This is a genomic window from Aminobacter sp. Piv2-1, from assembly GCF_037625995.1.
Lineage (GTDB): Bacteria > Pseudomonadota > Alphaproteobacteria > Rhizobiales > Rhizobiaceae > Aminobacter.
Genome location: NZ_JARKMU010000008.1, coordinates 161546 through 180225 on the forward strand (window position 1 = coordinate 161546; position 18680 = coordinate 180225).

The 18680-nt window shown below is 67.6% G+C and carries 15 protein-coding genes; 9 read left to right on the forward strand and 6 right to left on the reverse strand.

The window, feature by feature from the left end:
* Position 1 precedes the first annotated feature (1 nt).
* Positions 2–538, reverse strand: a complete 537-nt coding sequence (infC, locus tag AmiPiv_RS16240; protein ID WP_340038644.1) for a translation initiation factor IF-3 — start codon at positions 536–538, stop codon at positions 2–4.
* A gap of 199 nt (positions 539–737) precedes the next feature.
* Between infC and AmiPiv_RS16245 the strand changes: the two genes are divergently transcribed.
* The 9 genes from AmiPiv_RS16245 to AmiPiv_RS16285 all read left to right on the forward strand — a co-directional run bounded on the left by AmiPiv_RS16245 (position 738) and on the right by AmiPiv_RS16285 (position 9322).
* Positions 738–1511, forward strand: a complete 774-nt coding sequence (locus AmiPiv_RS16245) for an alpha/beta hydrolase (protein WP_340038520.1) — start codon at positions 738–740, stop codon at positions 1509–1511.
* Entirely contained in the window at positions 1511–2695 is a 1185-nt protein-coding gene (locus tag AmiPiv_RS16250) for a benzoate/H(+) symporter BenE family transporter (protein ID WP_340038521.1), read from the forward strand. Before AmiPiv_RS16245 ends, AmiPiv_RS16250 begins: the two co-directional genes overlap by 1 nt.
* 77 nt (positions 2696–2772) lie before the next feature.
* Positions 2773–3213 (forward strand): DUF2852 domain-containing protein, encoded by a 441-nt coding sequence (locus tag AmiPiv_RS16255; RefSeq protein ID WP_340038522.1) that lies wholly within the window; start codon positions 2773–2775, stop codon positions 3211–3213.
* Between the two features lie 93 nt (positions 3214–3306).
* Positions 3307–4059 (forward strand): M48 family metallopeptidase, encoded by a 753-nt coding sequence (locus AmiPiv_RS16260; protein WP_340038523.1) that lies wholly within the window; start codon positions 3307–3309, stop codon positions 4057–4059.
* Between the two features lie 182 nt (positions 4060–4241).
* Positions 4242–4901, forward strand: a complete 660-nt coding sequence (locus tag AmiPiv_RS16265; RefSeq protein WP_340038524.1) for a phosphoribosylanthranilate isomerase — start codon at positions 4242–4244, stop codon at positions 4899–4901.
* A 29-nt stretch (positions 4902–4930) separates the two neighbouring features.
* Positions 4931–6151, forward strand: a complete 1221-nt coding sequence (gene trpB / locus AmiPiv_RS16270) for a tryptophan synthase subunit beta (RefSeq protein ID WP_340038525.1) — start codon at positions 4931–4933, stop codon at positions 6149–6151.
* Between the two features lie 2 nt (positions 6152–6153).
* On the forward strand, positions 6154–6996 hold the full coding sequence (gene trpA / locus AmiPiv_RS16275; protein ID WP_340038526.1) for a tryptophan synthase subunit alpha: 843 nt from the start codon (positions 6154–6156) through the stop codon (positions 6994–6996).
* 36 nt (positions 6997–7032) lie between these two features.
* Positions 7033–7956: an acetyl-CoA carboxylase, carboxyltransferase subunit beta gene (gene accD / locus AmiPiv_RS16280; RefSeq protein WP_340038527.1), complete on the forward strand. Its 924-nt coding sequence runs from the start codon at positions 7033–7035 to the stop codon at positions 7954–7956.
* A gap of 34 nt (positions 7957–7990) precedes the next feature.
* Positions 7991–9322, forward strand: a complete 1332-nt coding sequence (locus tag AmiPiv_RS16285) for a bifunctional folylpolyglutamate synthase/dihydrofolate synthase (protein WP_340038528.1) — start codon at positions 7991–7993, stop codon at positions 9320–9322.
* A gap of 67 nt (positions 9323–9389) precedes the next feature.
* On the opposite strand, the gene trxA is transcribed toward AmiPiv_RS16285, so the two are convergent.
* The 5 genes from trxA to tsaE form a co-directional block, all read right to left on the reverse strand.
* Positions 9390–9710, reverse strand: coding sequence for a thioredoxin (trxA, locus tag AmiPiv_RS16290; RefSeq protein ID WP_340038529.1), 321 nt, complete (start codon positions 9708–9710; stop codon positions 9390–9392).
* Positions 9711–9783: 73 nt separating this feature from the next.
* On the reverse strand, positions 9784–13314 hold the full coding sequence (addA, locus tag AmiPiv_RS16295; RefSeq protein ID WP_340038530.1) for a double-strand break repair helicase AddA: 3531 nt from the start codon (positions 13312–13314) through the stop codon (positions 9784–9786).
* Positions 13311–16436, reverse strand: coding sequence for a double-strand break repair protein AddB (gene addB, locus AmiPiv_RS16300; protein ID WP_340038531.1), 3126 nt, complete (start codon positions 16434–16436; stop codon positions 13311–13313). The genes addA and addB overlap by 4 nt, the downstream gene beginning before the upstream one ends.
* A complete protein-coding gene (locus tag AmiPiv_RS16305) occupies positions 16433–17137 on the reverse strand; it encodes a nucleotidyltransferase family protein (RefSeq protein WP_340038645.1) in 705 nt (234 codons plus the stop codon). The genes addB and AmiPiv_RS16305 overlap by 4 nt, the downstream gene beginning before the upstream one ends.
* Before the next feature lie 34 nt (positions 17138–17171).
* Entirely contained in the window at positions 17172–18677 is a 1506-nt protein-coding gene (gene tsaE, locus AmiPiv_RS16310) for a tRNA (adenosine(37)-N6)-threonylcarbamoyltransferase complex ATPase subunit type 1 TsaE (protein ID WP_340038532.1), read from the reverse strand.
* Positions 18678–18680 lie beyond the last annotated feature (3 nt).

Here is an 18680-nt window from a genome sequence, read left to right on the forward strand (position 1 = left end):
ATCAACGTGGCGCCAGCACCATCATCATCTGGCGGCCTTCGAGCTTGGGCTCGGCCTCGACCTTGGCGATCGTTGCGACTTCGTCGCGGACCTTGTTGAGGAGCTGCATGCCGAGTTCCATATGCGCCATCTCGCGGCCGCGGAAGCGCAGCGTCAGCTTGACCTTGTCGCCTTCCTCGAAGAAGCGGCGCACTGCCTTCATCTTCACCTCGTAGTCGTGGGTGTCGATGTTCGGGCGCATCTTGATCTCCTTGATCTCGATGACCCGCTGGTTCTTGCGCGCTTCGGCCGCCTTCTTCTGGTTGGCGTATTTCAGCTTGCCGAGGTCGAGGATCTTGACGACGGGCGGCGTGGCATTGGGGGAAATTTCGACGAGGTCTAGGCCGGCCTCTTCGGCAGCCAGGAGCGCTTCGTTGATGGAGACGTCGCCGCGGTTCTGGCCGTCGGCGTCGATAAGCTGGACCCGGGGAACCCGGATGTCGCGGTTGGAGCGCGGGCCGTCCTTGGTAGGCGCGGCTGCTTTAAAAGGTCTGCGAATGGTCGTGGTCTCCTCGAGCCATTGACGTCGATGGGTTTCGGACGCGCCAATGTGGGTAGCGCGCGGGCGATGTCAATAGCACAGCAATCACAACAAATCACCAGCATCTATATATGCGGACTGCGCCAAACGAAGGTTTTTCGCGGGACTGTTCGCCATTGCCGCGCTGTGCCACAAGTCCGGGCCGAGGGGATCCGACATGACCGCAAGCGCTCCAGCCTTCATCGACGTCGACGGCAATCGCATCGCCTACCGCAAGCAGGCCGGCAAGGCGCCGGGCGTGGTCTGGCTGGGTGGCTACAAGTCCGACATGCTGGGCACCAAGGCCGAGACGCTGGCTGCCTGGGCAGCGGGCGAGGGCCGGAGCTTCCTGCGCCACGACTACTCCGGCCATGGCGAGAGCGGCGGCGCTTTCGCCGACGGCACGATCTCGAAATGGCTGGCCGAGAGCCTGGCCGTGTTCCGAGAGTTCACAATGGAACCGCAGGTGCTGGTCGGCTCGTCTATGGGTGCGTGGATCGCGCTCAGGATGAATGACGAGCTCAACAAGGCGGGCGAAGGCGATCGCGTCGCAGGCCTCGTGCTTCTGGCGCCGGCGCCGGACTTCACCGCCGAGCTGGTCGAACCGCAGCTGACCGAGGCGCAGCGCAGGGACCTGGCAGAGAAGGGCTATTTCGAGGAGCCGTCGGACTATTCGCCGGAACCCTATATCTACACCCGCGCCCTGATCGAGGACGGTCGCCGGAATCTCGTCATGACCGGGCCGATCCACACCCACTGCCCGGTCCATATCATCCAGGGGCTGGCTGACCCCGACGTGCCCCACAGCCACGCGCTGAAGCTCATGAGCCTCCTGCCCGCCGACGACGCGACGCTGTCCCTGGTGCCCGGCGGTGACCACCGCCTGTCGCGGCCAGAGGATCTCGAGCTGATCACCCGCGCCGTCGGCGAAACGATTGGACGGGCGGGCTGATGCGCGCCTCGATCCCGATCTCGGCCTTCGTCGCGGCGATCGTCGGCTTCGGCGGCACGCTCGCCATCATCATCGCCGCGGCGAACGCGGTGGGAGCGACGCACATACAGACGGCAAGCTGGGTCACCGCCATCTGCCTCGCCATGGCCTTCGAGACGGCATGGCTGTCATGGCGGACGAAGATGCCGGTCATCTCCGCCTGGTCGACGCCGGGGGCAGCGCTGATCGCCGCGAGCAGCGGCTTTTCCATCGGCGAGGCTGTCGGCGCCTTCCTGGTCGCCGGCGCCCTGCTGGTGCTGACCGGCCTCATCAAGCCGCTGACACAGCTGATCTCACGCATCCCGGCCTCGGTGGCCTCGGGCATGCTCGCCGGCATCGTCGTCACCTTCGCTATCAACGCGGCCAAGACGGTGCCGTCCGACCCGTGGCTGATCGTGCCGCTGATCGCCGCCTTCTTCCTGATCCGGCTCTACAATCCGGCGCTGTCGGTACTGGTGGTACTGGTCGGCGGCGGGCTTGCCGCGTTCCTCACCGGCCGCGTCGGCAGCCTGCCAGCGCCCGAGCTTTCGACGCTGACGCTGATCATGCCCGAATTCAGCGTCGGCGGCATCTTCGGCCTGGCGCTGCCGCTCTATCTCGTCACCATGGCTTCGCAGAACCTGTCGGGCCTCGCCGTGCTGCGGGCGGCCGGCTACCACCCCGAACCGGGCCCGCTGATCGGAGTGACCGGGCTGTTCTCTATCCTGTCGGCGCCCTTCGGCGCCTCGACCACCAACCTGGCGGCGATCTCGGCCGCCATCTGCACCGGCCCGGACGTGCATTCCGACATGGCCGAGCGCTGGAAGACGGGGCCGTTCTACGCGCTTGCCTATCTGGTGTTCGCTACCTTCGGCGCCTCGCTGGTGGCGATCTTCGCAGTGCTGCCGCCAAGCCTGATCGTGCTGGTGGCGGGGCTGGCGCTGATGGCCTCGCTCGCCAATGCGCTGGCGATCGCGCTCAAGGACGACCACCACCGCATGGCCGCAACCACGGCCTTCGTGGTGACCGCGTCCGGGCTCACCCTGCTCGGCGTCGGCTCGGCGTTCTGGGGCCTTGTCGCGGGGCTGGTGGTGCTGATCCTGGAGAATCTCAAAAAAGGATCGCCTTTCCAGGGCCTTGTCCGGTTTTGGACGACGCCATCTTGAATCGCCATTTTTGCCTTCCCATGTCGATTGGAGCAGCTTTTTCCCCGGCTGCCTCGAACAAAGGAACGGCAATCTAGATGAACACGACTGCACTGATCCGTCCGGCTTGGACGCCGGCAACCATCGCGTTGATGGTGATCGGCTTCATGGTGTTCTGGCCGCTCGGCCTCGCCATGCTTGCCTATATCATCTGGGGCGACCGGCTTGACGGCTTCAAGCGTGACGTGAACCGCGCGACGGACGGCGTCTTCGCCGGCTGCCGCCGGGCTTCCTACCGGGCCAACGCCCGGACCGGCAACGTCGCCTTCGACGACTGGCGCGAGAAGGAACTCGAGCGCCTCAATGAGGAGCGCCGCAAGCTCGATGAGATGCGCGACGAATTCGACGCCTATGCCCGCGAACTGCGCCGCGCCAAGGACCAGGATGAGTTCGACCGCTTCATGGCGAACCGCAACAAGCCGACCGCGCCCACGGTCACGCCCAAGAAGGGCGGCAAGTCCGGCCTGCTCGACGACTGAGGCAAAAGCCTCTCCCCCACGACACGGCGCCGCAACCCGCGGCGCCGTTTTTGTTTCCGCAAATTCCGGTCCGAATCACCTATTGTCCCGCCCATGCCCTTCGGTTTCCTGAGAAAGCTCCGCGAGCCGGCTCCCGTGCAGGAGCGCGAGCACATCGTGGCCGGCCGGACACTGCCGCTGCGCATCGTCGAGAACGACCGGGCGCGGCGGCTGACGCTGCGCATCGACGCGGGTGGCCGAGGCCTGCGCATAACCGTGCCGCCCGGCCTGCGCCAGGGCGAGGTCGAGCGCTTCCTGACCCGTCACCAGGGCTGGCTGGAACAGCGCCTCGCCAAGGTGCCCGACCGGCCGCAGGTGCGCCCCGGCATCAAGATTCCCATTCGCGGTGTGCCGCATCTCATCGTTCACCAAGGGGGTACGCGCGGCACCGTGCATCAGTCGGAGGATGAGAGCGGGCCGACGCTGGTTGTCCATGGCGACCGCGCGCACCTGGCCCGCCGCGTCGCCGACTTCCTCAAGCGCGAGGCCAAGCGCGACATAGAAGTGATGGTGGCAAGGCACTGCGCGGCCGTGGGCCGCCGCGCCAAGGCGATCCGCTTCCGCGACACCTCCAGCCGCTGGGGCTCGTGCACCTCAGACGGCACGCTGTCGTTCTCGTGGCGGATCATGATGGCGCCGGCGCCGGTCATCAACTACCTCGTCGCCCACGAGGTCGCGCATCTCAGGGAGATGAACCACGGCCCGAAATTCTGGAGGCTGTGCGAGGAGCTGTGCCCCGACACCGAGCGCTGCAAGACATGGCTCAAGCGCAATGGCGGGGCATTGCAGGCGATAGTGTTCGAGTGAGCGAATAAGGAACAGCGAATAGTGAGTAGTGGGGTCGCGCCCGGACAATGCGCCCCGGGCCAGGCCGACCAGCCGCGGCAGACTATTTGCCATTCCCTACTCACCATTCCCTATTCGCTACTTGCTGCTCCCTGTTCGCTGTTTTCCTCGACTCCGCCGCCTTTTCGTGCCAATCCCGGCCCATGGCACTCGACATCAAGATCTGCGGGCTGAGCACCGCCGAAACGCTTGAAGCCGCGCTAGGCAATGGCGCGAGCTATGTCGGATTCATCTTCTTTGCCAAGAGCCCGCGCAACGTAACAACAACGCTCGCCGGGCAGCTGCGCCAGGCGGCGAAGGGCCGGGCGCAGGCAGTGGCCGTGACGGTCGACGCAGACGATGCCTCCCTCGACGCGATCGTGGCTGCGGTGGCACCCGACATGCTGCAGCTGCACGGCAAGGAGACGCCGGCGCGCGTCGCCGAGGTGAAGGCGCGCTATGGCCTGCCTGTCATGAAGGCCTTTTCCATTCGCGAGGCCAAGGATTTCGACGCGATCGTGCCCTATGGCGGCACAGCCGACCGCCTGCTTTTCGACGCCAAGCCGCCCGCCGGCTCCGAATTGCCCGGCGGCAATGGCGTTTCCTTCGACTGGCGACTGCTTGCGGGCCTTGACGCCTCCGTCGATTACATGCTTTCCGGTGGCTTGAACGCCGCCAATATCGGCGACGCCCTCAGGCTCGCGAACCCGCCCGGCATCGACATCTCCTCGGGCGTGGAAAGCGCACCGGGCGTCAAGGATGCGGCGCTGATCGACAATTTCTTCAGGGCCGTCCGGGCCGCGCGCGAAGACAGCGCCGCCTGAGTGAGCCTCCAGCCGCAAGGAGATCGGCCTTGAACCAGCCGGCAGAGCCCAATTCCTTCCGCACCGGACCCGACGAGCAGGGCATGTTCGGCATTTTCGGCGGGCGCTTCGTCGCCGAGACGCTGATGCCGCTGATCCTCGATCTGCAGCGTCACTGGGATGAGGCGAAGAACGACCCGGCCTTCAAGGCGGAGCTCAACGAACTGTCGACCTTCTATGCCGGCCGGCCGTCCAAGCTCTATTACGCCGAGGGCCTGACCCGCCATCTCGGCGGCGCCAAGATCTACTTCAAGCGCGAGGACCTGAACCACACGGGCTCGCACAAGATCAACAACTGCCTGGGCCAGATCCTGCTCGCCAAGCGCATGGGCAAGACCCGCATCATCGCCGAGACCGGCGCCGGCCAGCACGGCGTGGCCTCCGCCACCGTCGCTGCCCGCTTCGGCTTCCCCTGCTTCGTCTACATGGGCGCCACGGACGTCGAGCGGCAGAAGCCCAACGTCTTCCGCATGAAGCTGCTGGGCGCCGAAGTGCGCCCGGTCAGCGCCGGCCACGGCACGCTGAAGGACGCCATGAACGAGGCGCTGCGCGACTGGGTCACCAACGTGCACGACACCTACTACCTGATCGGCACCGCCGCCGGCCCGCACCCCTATCCGGAACTCGTCCGCGACTTCCAGTCGGTGATCGGCTCCGAGGCGCGCCAGCAGGTGCTGGAGCAGGAAGGCCGCCTGCCCGACATGATCGTGGCAGCGGTCGGCGGCGGCTCGAATGCCATCGGCCTGTTCCATCCGTTCCTCGATGACCGCAGCGTCAAGATCGTCGGCATCGAAGCCGGCGGCCGCGGCCTCGACGGCGTCGAGCACTGCGCCTCGATGAACGCCGGCAAGCCCGGCGTGCTGCACGGCAACCGCACCTATCTCTTGCAGAACGACGACGGCCAGATCCTCGACGGCCATTCGATCTCTGCCGGCCTCGATTATCCCGGCGTCGGCCCCGAGCATTCGTGGCTGCGCGACACCGGCCGCGTCGACTACCAGCCGATCCTCGACGACGAGGCGCTGGAGGCGTTCCAGCTGACGACCAAGGTGGAAGGCATCATCCCGGCGCTCGAATCCGCGCACGCGATCGCCTATGCGGTGAAGACCGCGCCGACGATGGGCAAGGACAAGGTGATGATCGTCAACCTGTCGGGCCGCGGCGACAAGGACGTGCATACGGTTGCCAAGATGCTGGGCATGGAGATCTGAACATGACGACCACCCGCATCGACCGCCGCATGGCGAAGCTGAAGGCCGAGGGGCGCCCGGCGCTCGTGACCTATTTCATGGGCGGCGACCCCGACTACGAAACCTCGCTGTCGATCATGAAGGCGCTGCCCAAGGCCGGCAGCGACATCATCGAGCTCGGCATGCCCTTCTCCGACCCGATGGCCGACGGCCCGGCGATCCAGGCCGCCGGCCTGCGCGCGCTGAGGGCCGGCCAGACGCTTGCCAAGACGCTGCAGATGGCACGCGAATTCCGCAAGGACGACAACGACACGCCGATCGTGATGATGGGCTACTACAACCCCATCTACATCTACGGTGTCGACCGCTTCCTCGAAGACGCTGTCGCTTCGGGCATCGACGGGCTGATCGTCGTCGACCTGCCGCCGGAGATGGATGCCGAGCTGTGCATCCCGGCTCTCAAGGCCGGCATCAACTTCATCCGCCTGGCGACGCCGACGACCGACGACAAGCGCCTGCCCAAGGTGCTGCAGAACACGTCGGGCTTCGTCTACTACGTGTCGATGACCGGCATCACCGGCTCGGCGCTGGCCGACACGGCCAAGGTGGCCGAGGCGGTGAAGCGCATCAAGGCGCATACCGACCTGCCCGTCTGCGTCGGCTTCGGCGTCAAGACGGCCGAGCAGGCCAAGGTCATCGGCGCCTCGGCCGACGGCGTGGTCGTTGGCACGGCGATCGTCAATGCGGTGGCCAATGTCATCGGACCGAAGGGCGAGAAGACCGCCGACCCGGCCGAGGCGGTGGCGACGCTGGTCAACGGCTTGTCCCAAGGCATTCGCGCCGCACGCCTTGCTGCCGCCCAATAAATATCCCATGTCCTGGGTTCGAAGAGGACCAAAACCATGAACTGGATCACGAACTTCGTTCGTCCGAAGATCAACTCGATGCTCGGCCGTCGCGAGATGCCGGAAAACCTCTGGATCAAGGATCCCGAGAGCGGCGAGATGGTGTTCCACAAGGACCTCGAGGAAAACCAGTACGTCATCCCCTCGTCGGGCCACCACATGAAGATCTCGGCGAAGGAGCGGCTGCGCTTCTTCTTCGACGAGGGCCGCTATGAGGTCATCGACAACCCGAAGGTCATGGTCGACCCGCTGAAGTTCCGCGACGAGAAGCGTTATGTCGACCGCCTGAAGGACGCCAAGGCCAAGACCGGCCTGGAGGATGCGATCCTGTCGGCCACCGGCAAGATCGAGGGCCTGCCGGTCGTCGTCACCGTGCAGGATTTCGCCTTCATGGGCGGCTCGCTCGGCATGGCGGCTGGCGATGCCATCATCCGCGCCTTCGAGGTCGCGCTGGAGAAGAAGCGGCCGCTGATCCTGTTTGCCGCCTCTGGCGGCGCACGCATGCAGGAGGGCATCTTGTCCTTGATGCAGCTGCCGCGCACGACGGTAGCGCTCGACCGGCTCAAGGAAGCCGGCCTGCCCTATATCGTGGTGCTGACCAACCCGACAACCGGCGGCGTCACCGCCTCCTATGCGATGCTGGGCGACGTGCACATCGCCGAGCCCGGCGCGCTGATCGGCTTTGCCGGCCCGCGCGTCATCGAGCAGACCATCCGCGAGAAGCTGCCCGACGGCTTCCAGCGCTCCGAATACCTGATGGAGCACGGCATGGTCGACATGGTGGTGTCGCGGCTGGAGATGAAGTCGACCATCGCCAACCTGCTCAAGATCCTGGTCAAGGCGCCGGCGGAAGCCAAGCCGGCCGAGGCCGAGATTCTGCCGCCCATCGCACCGATGCCGGAGCGCCGCCCGCAGGCCTGATCCGACCACAGCAGCGTAGTGCCGAGGGAATGCCATGACCACGCTCGAAGCCGACGTCGAAATCGAGCGCCTTCTGGCGCTGCACCCGAAAGGCTTCGACCTTTCGCTCGACCGCATCACGCGGCTGCTCGACAGGCTCGGCAACCCGCAGGACCACATCCCGCCGGTGATCCACATCGCCGGCACCAACGGCAAGGGCTCTTGCGCTGCGTTCTCGCGCGCGCTGCTCGAGGCGCAGGGCCGGCTTGTTCACGTCCACACCTCGCCGCATCTGGTGAATTGGCATGAGCGCTACCGCCTGGCCGCACCCGGCGGCGGCAGGCTGGTGGCCGACGACGTGCTGGCGGATGCGGTGCGCCGCGTCGGCGAGGCCAATCGCGGCGAAAAGATCACAGTCTTCGAGATCCTGACCGCAGTCACCTTCGTGCTGTTCTCCGAGCACCCGGCCGACGCCTGCATCATCGAGGTCGGGCTCGGCGGCCGCTTCGACGCCACCAACGTGATCAGGAAACCGGCCTGCTCCGTGATCATGCCGGTGTCGATGGACCACGAGGCCTATCTCGGCGACAAGGTCGAACTGATCGCCGCCGAGAAGGCCGGCATCGTCAAGCGCGGCTGCCCGGTAGTCATCGGCGCCCAGGAAACCGAGGCGGCGCAGCAGGTGCTGATCGACACGGCCGAACGGCTGAATTGCCCGCTCGAAGTCTATGGCCAGGATTTCGTTGCCTTCGAGGAAAACGGCCGCATGGTCTACCAGGACCAGACCGGGCTCATGGACCTCACCCCGCCGCGCCTGCCGGGCCGCCACCAGTACGCCAATGCGGCTGCGGCGATCGCCGCGGTAAAGTCCGCCGGCTTCCCCGTGGATGAGCGCATCGCCGACAAGGCGATGGCCTCCGTCACCTGGCCCGGCCGCATGCAGCGCCTGCCGCAGGGCGCGCTGACCGATCTCGTGCCGAAGGGCGCGGAGGTGTGGATCGACGGCGGGCACAATCCGGGCGCCGGTACCGTGATCGCCGAGGCGCTGACCGAACAGGAGGAGAAGGTGCAGCGGCCGCTGTTCCTGATCTCCGGCATGATCAATACCAAGGACCAGACCGGCTATTTCAAGCCGTTCCACGGCATGGCGCGGCACGTCTACACCGTGCCGGTGCGGATGAGCGAAAGCGGCGTGCCCAATGAGGAACTCGCCGTGCGCGCCACCGAGGCCGGGCTTTCGGCCGAACCGGTGAGCTCGGTCGCCAATGCGCTGATGCTGTTGCGCGACACATGGGACGAGAACGAGCCGGCCCCGCGCATCCTGATCGGCGGCTCGCTCTACCTGGTGGGCGAGGTGCTGGCCGAGAACGGCACGCCGCCGACCTGACCCACTTCAAGGCCCAACAAAAAAAGCCCGGCAATGCCGGGCTTTTTCGTATTCGGGAGCGGTTGGCTCAGACGTTGCCGGCGATCCAGTGCGACAAGGCGGTCTTGGGGGCAGCACCAACCTTGATGTCGGCGACTTCGCCGCCCTTGAAGATCATCAGCGTCGGGATCGAGCGCACGCCGAACTGGGCGGCGATCTCGGGGTTCTCGTCGATGTTGACCTTGGTGATCTTGACCTTGCCGGCCAGCTCATCGGAAATCTCCTCGAGCGACGGGCCGATCATCTTGCAGGGGCCGCACCATTCCGCCCAGAAATCGACAACGACGGGCTCCTTGGCTTCGAGCACGCCGGACTTGAAGTTGCTGTTGTCGATCTTGACGGTGGCCATGATGCGATCCTCTAGTGTTAGCTGTCGCGCCAGATATGGTGGTAGGAGGCCCGACGTTCAAGCAGTTCTTGTGTCACGCTTGGGTGAGTCGAGCAAGGGCGGCGTCCATTGCAGCAGGGGGCAAGGCGATCAGGCGCGGCGCCTCGGTGAAGAGCAGGGCGGCCGAAACGGCCCTGCCGGGATAGAGCGGCTGGAGCAGCGCCCGATAGAGCGCAAGCTGCACGACATAGGCCTCGGGCACCTGGTCGATCGACGCCGGCGGCACGTTGTTGGTCTTGTAGTCGACGATCAAAACCTCGTTATCCGTGATCGCCAGCCGGTCGATCTTGCCGGAAACCGAACGCGGCTTGCCACGCACATCGAGGCTACCCATGACCGAAACCTCGGCGCGGGAGGAGGGCGAGAACAGGGGAACGAAACGCTCGTCGTCGAGGACCGACAGCACAGAGGCGAGGGCCGAGGCGCGCTGAGCGTAGTCCCAATGCCGGCCGACGCGGGCGAGATAGCGCTCGGCAGCCGCACGGCGCTGGTCGGGATCGAGGCGCGGCAGCATCTGCAGCAGGCGATGCAGCGCCGAACCGCGGGCGATGGCGAAGGCCGGCTCGACTTCCGCGTCGAGAACCGGCGAGCGGCCGGAGATGACGGCCTCCTGCGTCTCGTCGATCAGGGCCGAGGCGCCTGACGGCGACAGCGGGCGCGGCAGGTCCTCGAAGGGCGGGGGGCAGTCGAACAGCGTCTCGGGCAGCGGGGCGGGCGCTGCAATTTCCGCGGCCTCAGGCTCGGGTGCGACCTCGGCTGCGCCCGACAGGGGCGTGACGCGGAAGCGGTGCACGCCGAGGTCGGCGACCACGGGATGGGCGCGCAATTCGCTCTCGGGCGCCGACGACAGCGCGCGCGTGACGATCGAATGCCAGGTGTTGCCGCCGGGCGCGCGCTTGCCATGGTAGCCGCAGACGATGAGGCGGTCCTCGGCGCGGGTCATGCCGACATAGAGCAGCCGCCGGTATTCGTCGTCGGCCAGTTCGCGGGCGGTGAGGGCCGCCCTCCTGGAGAAGGCGTTGGCGACATCGGCACCGGCGCGCCAAAGATAACCCTTGCCGTGCCAATGTTTTCCACGCGGCATGAAAGGCATCAGCCGGGGCAGATGCTGGTCGCTGAACGGCGCCGAGCCGCTGTCGACCAGGAACACGACGGTTGCCTCGAGACCTTTGGCAGCGTGCGCGGTCATGATGCGGACCTCGTCGCGCGTCTGGTCCATCTCGCGCTTGATCTCGGGACCCGCGTTTTCCAGCGTCGACAGGAAGGCTTCGAGGCCGGGCAGGCCGGTGCGTTCCTCCGCCAGGCAGAAATTCAGGAACTCGTCGAGAATATCGCCGGCTTCCTGGCCCAGCCGGGAGATCATCTTCCTGCGCACGCCATCGCGGCCGCGATCACCGGAGAGGACGCCCGAGTAGAATTCGAAGACCGGCCGGAAGGCGGCCTCGGTGGCCCAGGCGTCGAGCTGTTCGGCGACGACTTTCAGGGCTGCGTTCGCCTCGGCGGCCTCACGCAGCGAGGCGATAAGCGAGCGGCTGCGCGAACGGCCAGAAGCGAGCGCAAACAGCGCCTCCTCGGAGAAGCCGAAGACCGGGCTGCGCAGGACGGCGGCAAGCGACAGGTCGTCCTCGGGCTGGATGAGGAAACGTCCGAGCGCGATCAGGTCCTTGACGGCGATGTGACCGGGCAGGCTCAGCCTGTCGGCGCCGGCGACCGGGATGTCGCGACGCTTGAGGGCGCGGGACAGCGCATGGACGAAGCGGTCGCGCTTGCGCACCAGCACCATGACGTCGCCGGCGCGCAGTCGCTTGCCCGTGCCTTCGATGATCTCGCCGTCGTCGAGCCATCTGCGGATCGTCGCTGCCACCTGCTCGGCCACGACGACGGCGGGAGCATGGGCATGATCGATGGGTTTGCGCCAGTCGTCGGGCTCGTCGACGACGTCGGCACCGACCGACGGCCAGACCTCGACATAACCCGGCGCGCCGGCGCGGATGGCCTTGTGGCTCGGCGGCTCGGGCGCGCGGGTGACGCCACGGCGCACCGTCGGGTCCTCGAACACGCGGTCGACGGCCGACAGCACGTCGTCGGTCGAGCGGAACGACCAGGTCAGCGTGACGTCCTCGAAACGGTTTTCCGCGGCGCGGATGCGGGCGGCGAATTCGTGCTTGCTGTCGTCGAAGGATTCGGGCGCAGCACCCTGGAACGAGTAGATCGACTGCTTTTCGTCGCCGACGGCGAAGACGGTGCGGTGGACATGGTCGCGCGCACCGGCGCCGGAGAAGAACTCTTCCGCCAGCCGCTTCACCACTTCCCACTGGTCGGGACTGGTGTCCTGCGCCTCGTCGAGCAGGATATGGTCGATGCCCTTGTCAAGCTTGTACTGCACCCACGGCCCGGCATCGGGGCGGGCGAGCAGATTGACCGTGCGGGTGATCAGGTCGTTGAAGTCGAGGAAACCGCGGCCGGTCTTCAGCCGCTCGTAGCGGGCGATCAGCCAGTCGGCGATGGTGAGGGCTGCGCGCGTCGCTTCCAGCATGCGGAAATGGGCGAGGCGATCGGAGGCGCGGATGATCGCCTCGGCGGTCGACTGGTAGCGCTCTGGCAGGTCGGGCAGGCGGTCGAGCAGCGCCTTCTTGAAGGTGCTCGGCGTGTAGGGATCGCCGTCAGCCTTGAGGAAGGCGTCGGCCAGAAGCGCCAGACGCCGGATGGTGTCTGCCTCGGCATAGGCAAGCCTGGCAAAGGGCAGGATGTTGTTGAGCACGCTGCGTGCATCGGTGGCGTCGGCCGCCGCGGCAAAGGCGTCGAAGAAATCGGGCTCGAAGCCCGGCAGCGGCCAGATGGAGCCGGCGATGGCTTCGGCGCTGTCACCTTGAGAAAAGCCGAATTCCTCGTAGAGGGCGCCGAACGGCCAAGTAAAGTCCATGATCTGGCCGATGAAGGCGCGCAGGCCATCGCGCTTGGCGACGATCTCGGCGAGCAGGGCGTCGAGGCCGGCCTCGCCGCCACGCTCCAGCACCATGGCGAAGGCTTCGGCCAGTTCCGGATTGGCGGCACCCCCGGTCACCATCTCGCGCCGCGCCGTGGCGAACAGCGTCGCCTCCATCTGCGGGTCGAGCATCTCGAAATGGGCGGCGATGTTGGCCTCGAGCGGGAACTGGTGCAGCACCGACTCGCAGAAGGCGTGGATGGTCTGGATCTTGAGCCCGCCCGGCGTTTCCAGCGCCTCGGCGAAGAGACGGCGGGCACGGCGCAGCATCGGCCGGTCGGGTTGCCCGCCGTCGAGCGCGGCGATGCGCTTGGCCAGCTCCGCGTCGGGCAGCATGGTCCATTCCGACAGGTTGGCGAACACGCGGTTCGACATGTTGGCGGCAGCGGCGCGGGTGTAGGTGAGGCAGAGGATTTTCGACGGGTCGGTGCCGCGCAGAAGAAGCCGCATCACGCGCTGCGACAGCACGTGGGTCTTGCCCGAGCCGGCATTGGCCGACACCCAGACGGAATTGCCGGGATCGGAAGCGCGCGCCTGGCGGTCGGCGGTTTCCTGGGGGACGAAGAACTTCTTCTTCATTCCTCGCCCTCCGAACCGCCATCGCCGCCGGCCGACCATTCGAGCACGCGGGCGAGATGGTCGTAATCGCCGTCGGTCTCGCCCTCGCGGAACGGCAGCGCGCGAGACAGGTAGCCTGTGGCCGGGTCGTCGTAGTGGACGAGCAACTGCTCCAGCCGCGTCCAGGCTTCTTCCGAAAGCTCCGCCGCCGACTTGGGCTTGCGGTTGTGCTCGAGGATCGATTCCTCGAACACCTCGCCATTGGGCTTGAGGCGGACGAAGGCGAGCTGCGACGGCTCGCGCTGGCCGAGTTCGCGGAAAGCGCCGCGCCGGAGCAGCGCACCTTCGAGCGCCAGCTGCGGCGCGATCAGCGTATGGGCCTGCGCCTTGGAAGGCGACGAGCCCGTCTTGTAGTCGATGATGTCGGCCATGCCGCCAGCGAGCAGGTCGATGCGGTCGGCGCGGCCCGACAGCGTGATGCCGGTGCGGCCGACCTCGGTGGCGGCAGCACTTTCCTCGGCATGGCGGCTGGCGACGGCTGCGGCGCGACTGCGCTCCCATTCGAGGATGCCGTCGGCCATGCGCTCGAAGCGCGGCCACCAGACGGCTTCGACATCGGCGGGCAGGGCGGCCTCGGCGAAGCAATGCCTGCCGGCGGCGATGAGCACGTCATGCGCCTGCGGCGTTCGCGGATCGCCGACGGTTGCCGAGAATAGGTGCAGGATGTCGTGGAACAGGGTGCCGCGTTCGGCGGCACCCGGATCGCGCACCAGCGGGTCGACCGGCATCAGCCCGAGAATGCGGCGGGCGTAGACGGCGTAGGGGTCGCGGCGCAGCGTCTCGATCTCGGTAACCGAGAAGCGGCGCGGACGCACTTCGACAGGCGGCTTGGGTTCCGGCCGCCCGGCAAAGTCGGTCTTGGTGCCGGCGTCGAGCTGGCGGGCCCAGCCGACCAGCCTGTGGCCGCGCCTGCGCAGCACGGCGGCGTGGTCGGGGCCGACATAGGTGAGCAGGCGCTGCAGCCAGCGCGACGGCACGGCGGGCGCGTCGCCGGAACGGGCCGAGCGCGACAGCACCACGTTTCTGGCACCCATCGCCATCTGGAAATCGTGGGCGGCGAGGCCGATGCGGCGCTCCGGCGGTTCGAGGTCGATGCCCGATTTCATGACACGCGACATGAAGCGGTCGGCCTCGGCCTTGCGCGGCCAACTGCCTTCGTTGAGCGCGCCGATGACCAGCGTGTCGACGGTCAGCAGACGCGCTTCGAGCGCGCCCCAGATGGAGATGGCACGGTCCGCACCCTGCGACGGCTTCACCGCCTCGGGGGCGACCAGCGCGTCGAGCACGTCGGGCCATTCGGCAGCAGCGAAACCGAACGTCGCCTGGGCCGAGACCAGCCCGCGCAGCGACTCGGCCAGCTTGGCGCCGGCATCGCCGTCATAGAGCGCAGCCAGCCCGCCGAGTTCGTCCCGCCCGAGGTTTTCGAGCGCCTCGACGGTGGCGCGGACGATTGCCGCGAGGTCGACCTCCTCGTCGCCACGGAAGGCGGTGAGCGGTGCTACCGCTGTGACCAGCCGAGCCACCACGTTGCGCGCCTCGTCGATGCGGCGGACCGTGACGCGGTCGAACCAGAACGGTTTTCGCGTGGCGTCGCCGAGGCCGGTGAGGCGGGTGTCGAAATCCTCGGCGAGCCTGGCGACGTCGGGACGGCCGACGCCACCGCGCAGCACGACAAGCTCGATGGTCTCGGCGGCACGCCTGACGACAGGGCGCTCCAGCCCGAGGCGCAGCAGCGGATGCTTGAGCAGCGACAGCACCGCGACGGGATCGCCCGGGCGGATCGCCGCCTCGACCATAGTGCGCAGCAGGGCGGCGGGCGGCGTGTTGGCCAGCGGCACGCCGCCGGAATCGTCCGCCTGGATGCCGAAGCGGCGCAACTCGGAGGCAACGCGGCGGGCGAGGTTGCGATCGGAGGTGACGAGGGCGGCGCGATGGCCATCCTGGGCGACCGCCTCACGCAGCGCGATCGCAATGGCCGCCGCCTCGTCGCGCTCATGGGCGGCTTCGAGCAACGTCACACCGGCCAGCGCCTCGGCGATTTCGGCGTCACTGACGCTTCCGCGCTTTTCGGCCCAGGCGTCGGTGGTTTCGGCCGGGCGCAGCGCCTCGCCGACAATGGCTCCGCGGCGCACCAATGCCGGCGACGCCGTGCCCAATTCCTCGACGTCGCCGCGCAGGATACCGATCTTGCCGACCAGCTTGGCGAGGCCGTATTGCGGATGGCCGAGGACCGAGGCGCGCAGGTCGGGTGCGGTGATGGCTTCGAAGGCGGCTTCGTCGAGCGTGGCGTTGAGTCCGGGCAAGACGACGGCGCCGCGCGGCAGGCGGGCGATGGCCGCGAGCAGCTCGGCGGTGGCCGGAATGGAGCCGGTGGAGCCGGCGGCGATGACCGGGCCCGAAGGAGGACTGCGCCTGAGGCGCTCGGCCTCGAGCCGGATCAGGGCGCTGCGGTGCGCTGCCGGGTTGGACTGGTCGCGCTCGGCCAGCAGGTCGGGCCAGACGGAGGTGACGATGGACAGGAAGTCGAGCGTGACCTGCCACCAGCTCGACAGCTCACCCGAAACGAGGCCGCCGAGCTTGGCCCAGTCGGAGCCCTCGGTCTCGATCTCGTCCATCAACCCGGCGAGGTCGCGCGCCAGCCAAAGGGCGTCGGCGGCGGAGGCCGGGACGACGACTTCTTCCTCGAACAAGGCGGCGACGTGAGCCGGCAAGCGGCGCTTCCAGGCCCGCACCAGGGGCGCCAGCATCAGCAGGCGGTCGGTGGACGAGATCGGCGGCGCGAGGTCGAGGGCGCCCGCGCCTTCGCTCTCGAAGACAGCCTCGTCCTCGTCGAATTCGCCGAGCGGCTTGATGACCGGCAGGATCGCCGAACGGCCGCCGGCGGCATCGACGAAGACGCCGCGCAAGGCGCGCGCGGCGCGGCGCGTCGGCACGTAGATGGTGACGTCGGCCAAGGCCAGCGGATTGCCGTCGAAGTGGAAATCGGCGATCAGGCGGCCGTCGAGCAGAGATGCCGCCAGCGTCGGCAGGAAGGGAGCGCCGGGCGGGATGGAGAAGACTCGTGGCGACGCACGGCCGCTCATTGCGCCCCTGCCAGGGCTCTTTTCACCGCAGCCTCGGCCGGCGCGATGGCGTCGGGGGTGCCGACGGTGATCCAGCTGCCCTGCATCTGCAGGCCATGCAGGCGGCCCGCCGCGATCGCCTCGTCGAAATAGCGGTTGAGCGAGGCCGGCTCGGTGGCGGCACCCACGAAGATGCGGGGATGGATGATGGCGGCGCCGGCGTAGATCAGGCCCTCCGGCGCGCCCCTGGCGCGGCTCAGCCGGCCGTCCGGAGCGAGAAGGAAATCGGTGCCGCCGGAATGGCCGGTCGCCTGGTCGAGTGCCGCGAGCATGATCAGAATATCCATGCGCGCGTCGTCCCAGGCAAGGGCGAGGCGGGTAAGATTGGGTTCGCCTGCATCGATCCAGAAAGTGTCGGCGTTGACGATGTAGAACGGGTCAGTGCCGAGCTCGGGCAGCGCCTTGGCGATGCCGCCGGCGGAATCGAGTAGGCCATCGCGCTCGTCGGAAATGACGATGCGCGGCGCCGTGCGCGAGGCGACATGCTCGACGATCTGGTCGGGCAGATAGTGGACGTTGACCACGGCCTTTGCGACGCCAGCTTCGGCCAGGCTGTCGAGCCCCCAGTCGAGCAGGGTCTTGCCGGAAATGCGCACCAGCGGCTTGGGGATCGTGTCGGTGATCGGCCGCATGCGCTTGCCGAGGCCGGCCGCAAGCACCATGGCGACCGACGGGTTCCTCAAAAGCCCACTCACGTCAGAACTCCTCGAGCAGGCGGTTGTCGCGGTAGAAGTCGCGCAGGTCAGCCAGGGCGGGGTGCGCCAGCGCGCGATGAAGATAGTCGCGGATGCGCGGCAGGTGCCTGAGATATTGCGGCTTGCCGTCGCGACGGTCGAGACGGACGAAGATGCCGAGGATCTTGGAGTTCCGCTGCGCCGCCATGATGGCGTAGGCCTCGCGGAAGGCGGCCTCGTCGAAGCTGCCGGCGGCATGGCGGGCTGCGACATAGGCGTCGACTGTGCCGTGCTCGATCTCGGGCGAGACCGTCACCCGCGCGTCCATGGCGAGCGAGGCGACGTCATAAGCAACGGGGCCGATCAGCGCGTCCTGGAAGTCGACGATGCCGAGCCTGTCGAAGCCGGTCCTGTCGCCGCGCCAGATGATGTTGGGCGAATGATAATCGCGCAGCACCAGGCCGTATTGCTTGTCGGCGAGGCGATCGAAGACGGCGTTCCAGGCGGCGCGGTAGCCGTCGCGCAGCGCATCGGAGGCGGGTGCGCCCGTGACGGCGGGCACGTACCAGTCGACCAGCAGGTCGACCTCGATCATCAGCGCGTCGCGGTCGAAGGGCGGGACCTGATGGGTGACGCCGGGCGCGGCCTCGAGTCGGTCGTCCCAATGTTTCCCGTGAATCATCGCGAGAAGTTCGACGGCGGCGGCGTAGCGCTCGGCGATCGGCTTGCCTTCGGGATCGAGGAAGGCGCCGGAACCGAGATGTTCGAGCAACAGGAAACCCTGCTCGAGATCCCGGGCGACGATGCCGGGCACGGTGACGCCGCCCGCGGCAAGCGCGCGGTCGATGGCCGCGAAGGCGGTGACGGTCTGCGCCGTGTGGGCGATCTCGGCATAGGGCTTACCGTCGCGGACGGGCGGGCCGAGCACGAGCCGCGGCGAATTCATCAGCACCAGCGGCGCATGGCCGTCGCGCGTCACCGTCTCGTACGCGCGGGCGGAAGCATCGCCGACGAAGCGGGCGCGATGTGCCTCGCCCCAACCGGAGGCGACCAGGAAATCGCGCATGGCGAGCGAGCGGGCGACACGGTCGAAGGCCGCACCATCGCCCGAGATCGTGACACGGCGACCGTCACCCTCGTGCTCGATGGCGACCCGGAGGCTGGTGGAGGGCATGGCGTCAGCGGCGCGCTCCGGCCATTCGACCAGTGCGACACCGGATGCTGCCGCCTCGTCGAAGCCAAGTTCTTCCAGCTCCTCCGAAGACGACAGGCGGTAGAGATCGAAATGGTGGACCGGGACCGGCGTGTCGTAGCTCTGGACCAGCGTGAAGGTCGGGCTCGGCACTTCATGCGAGGGATCGCCTGCCAGCGCACGGATCAGGCCGCGCGCCAGCGTCGACTTGCCGGCGCCGAGATCGCCGTCGAGCAGGAACACGTCGCCCGGCCGGACGGCCATGGCGAGGTCCTCGCCCAGCTGCGTCGTCGCGGCCTCATCGGGCAGGAAGCGCTCCAGCGATCTGGCCGCCAAGGG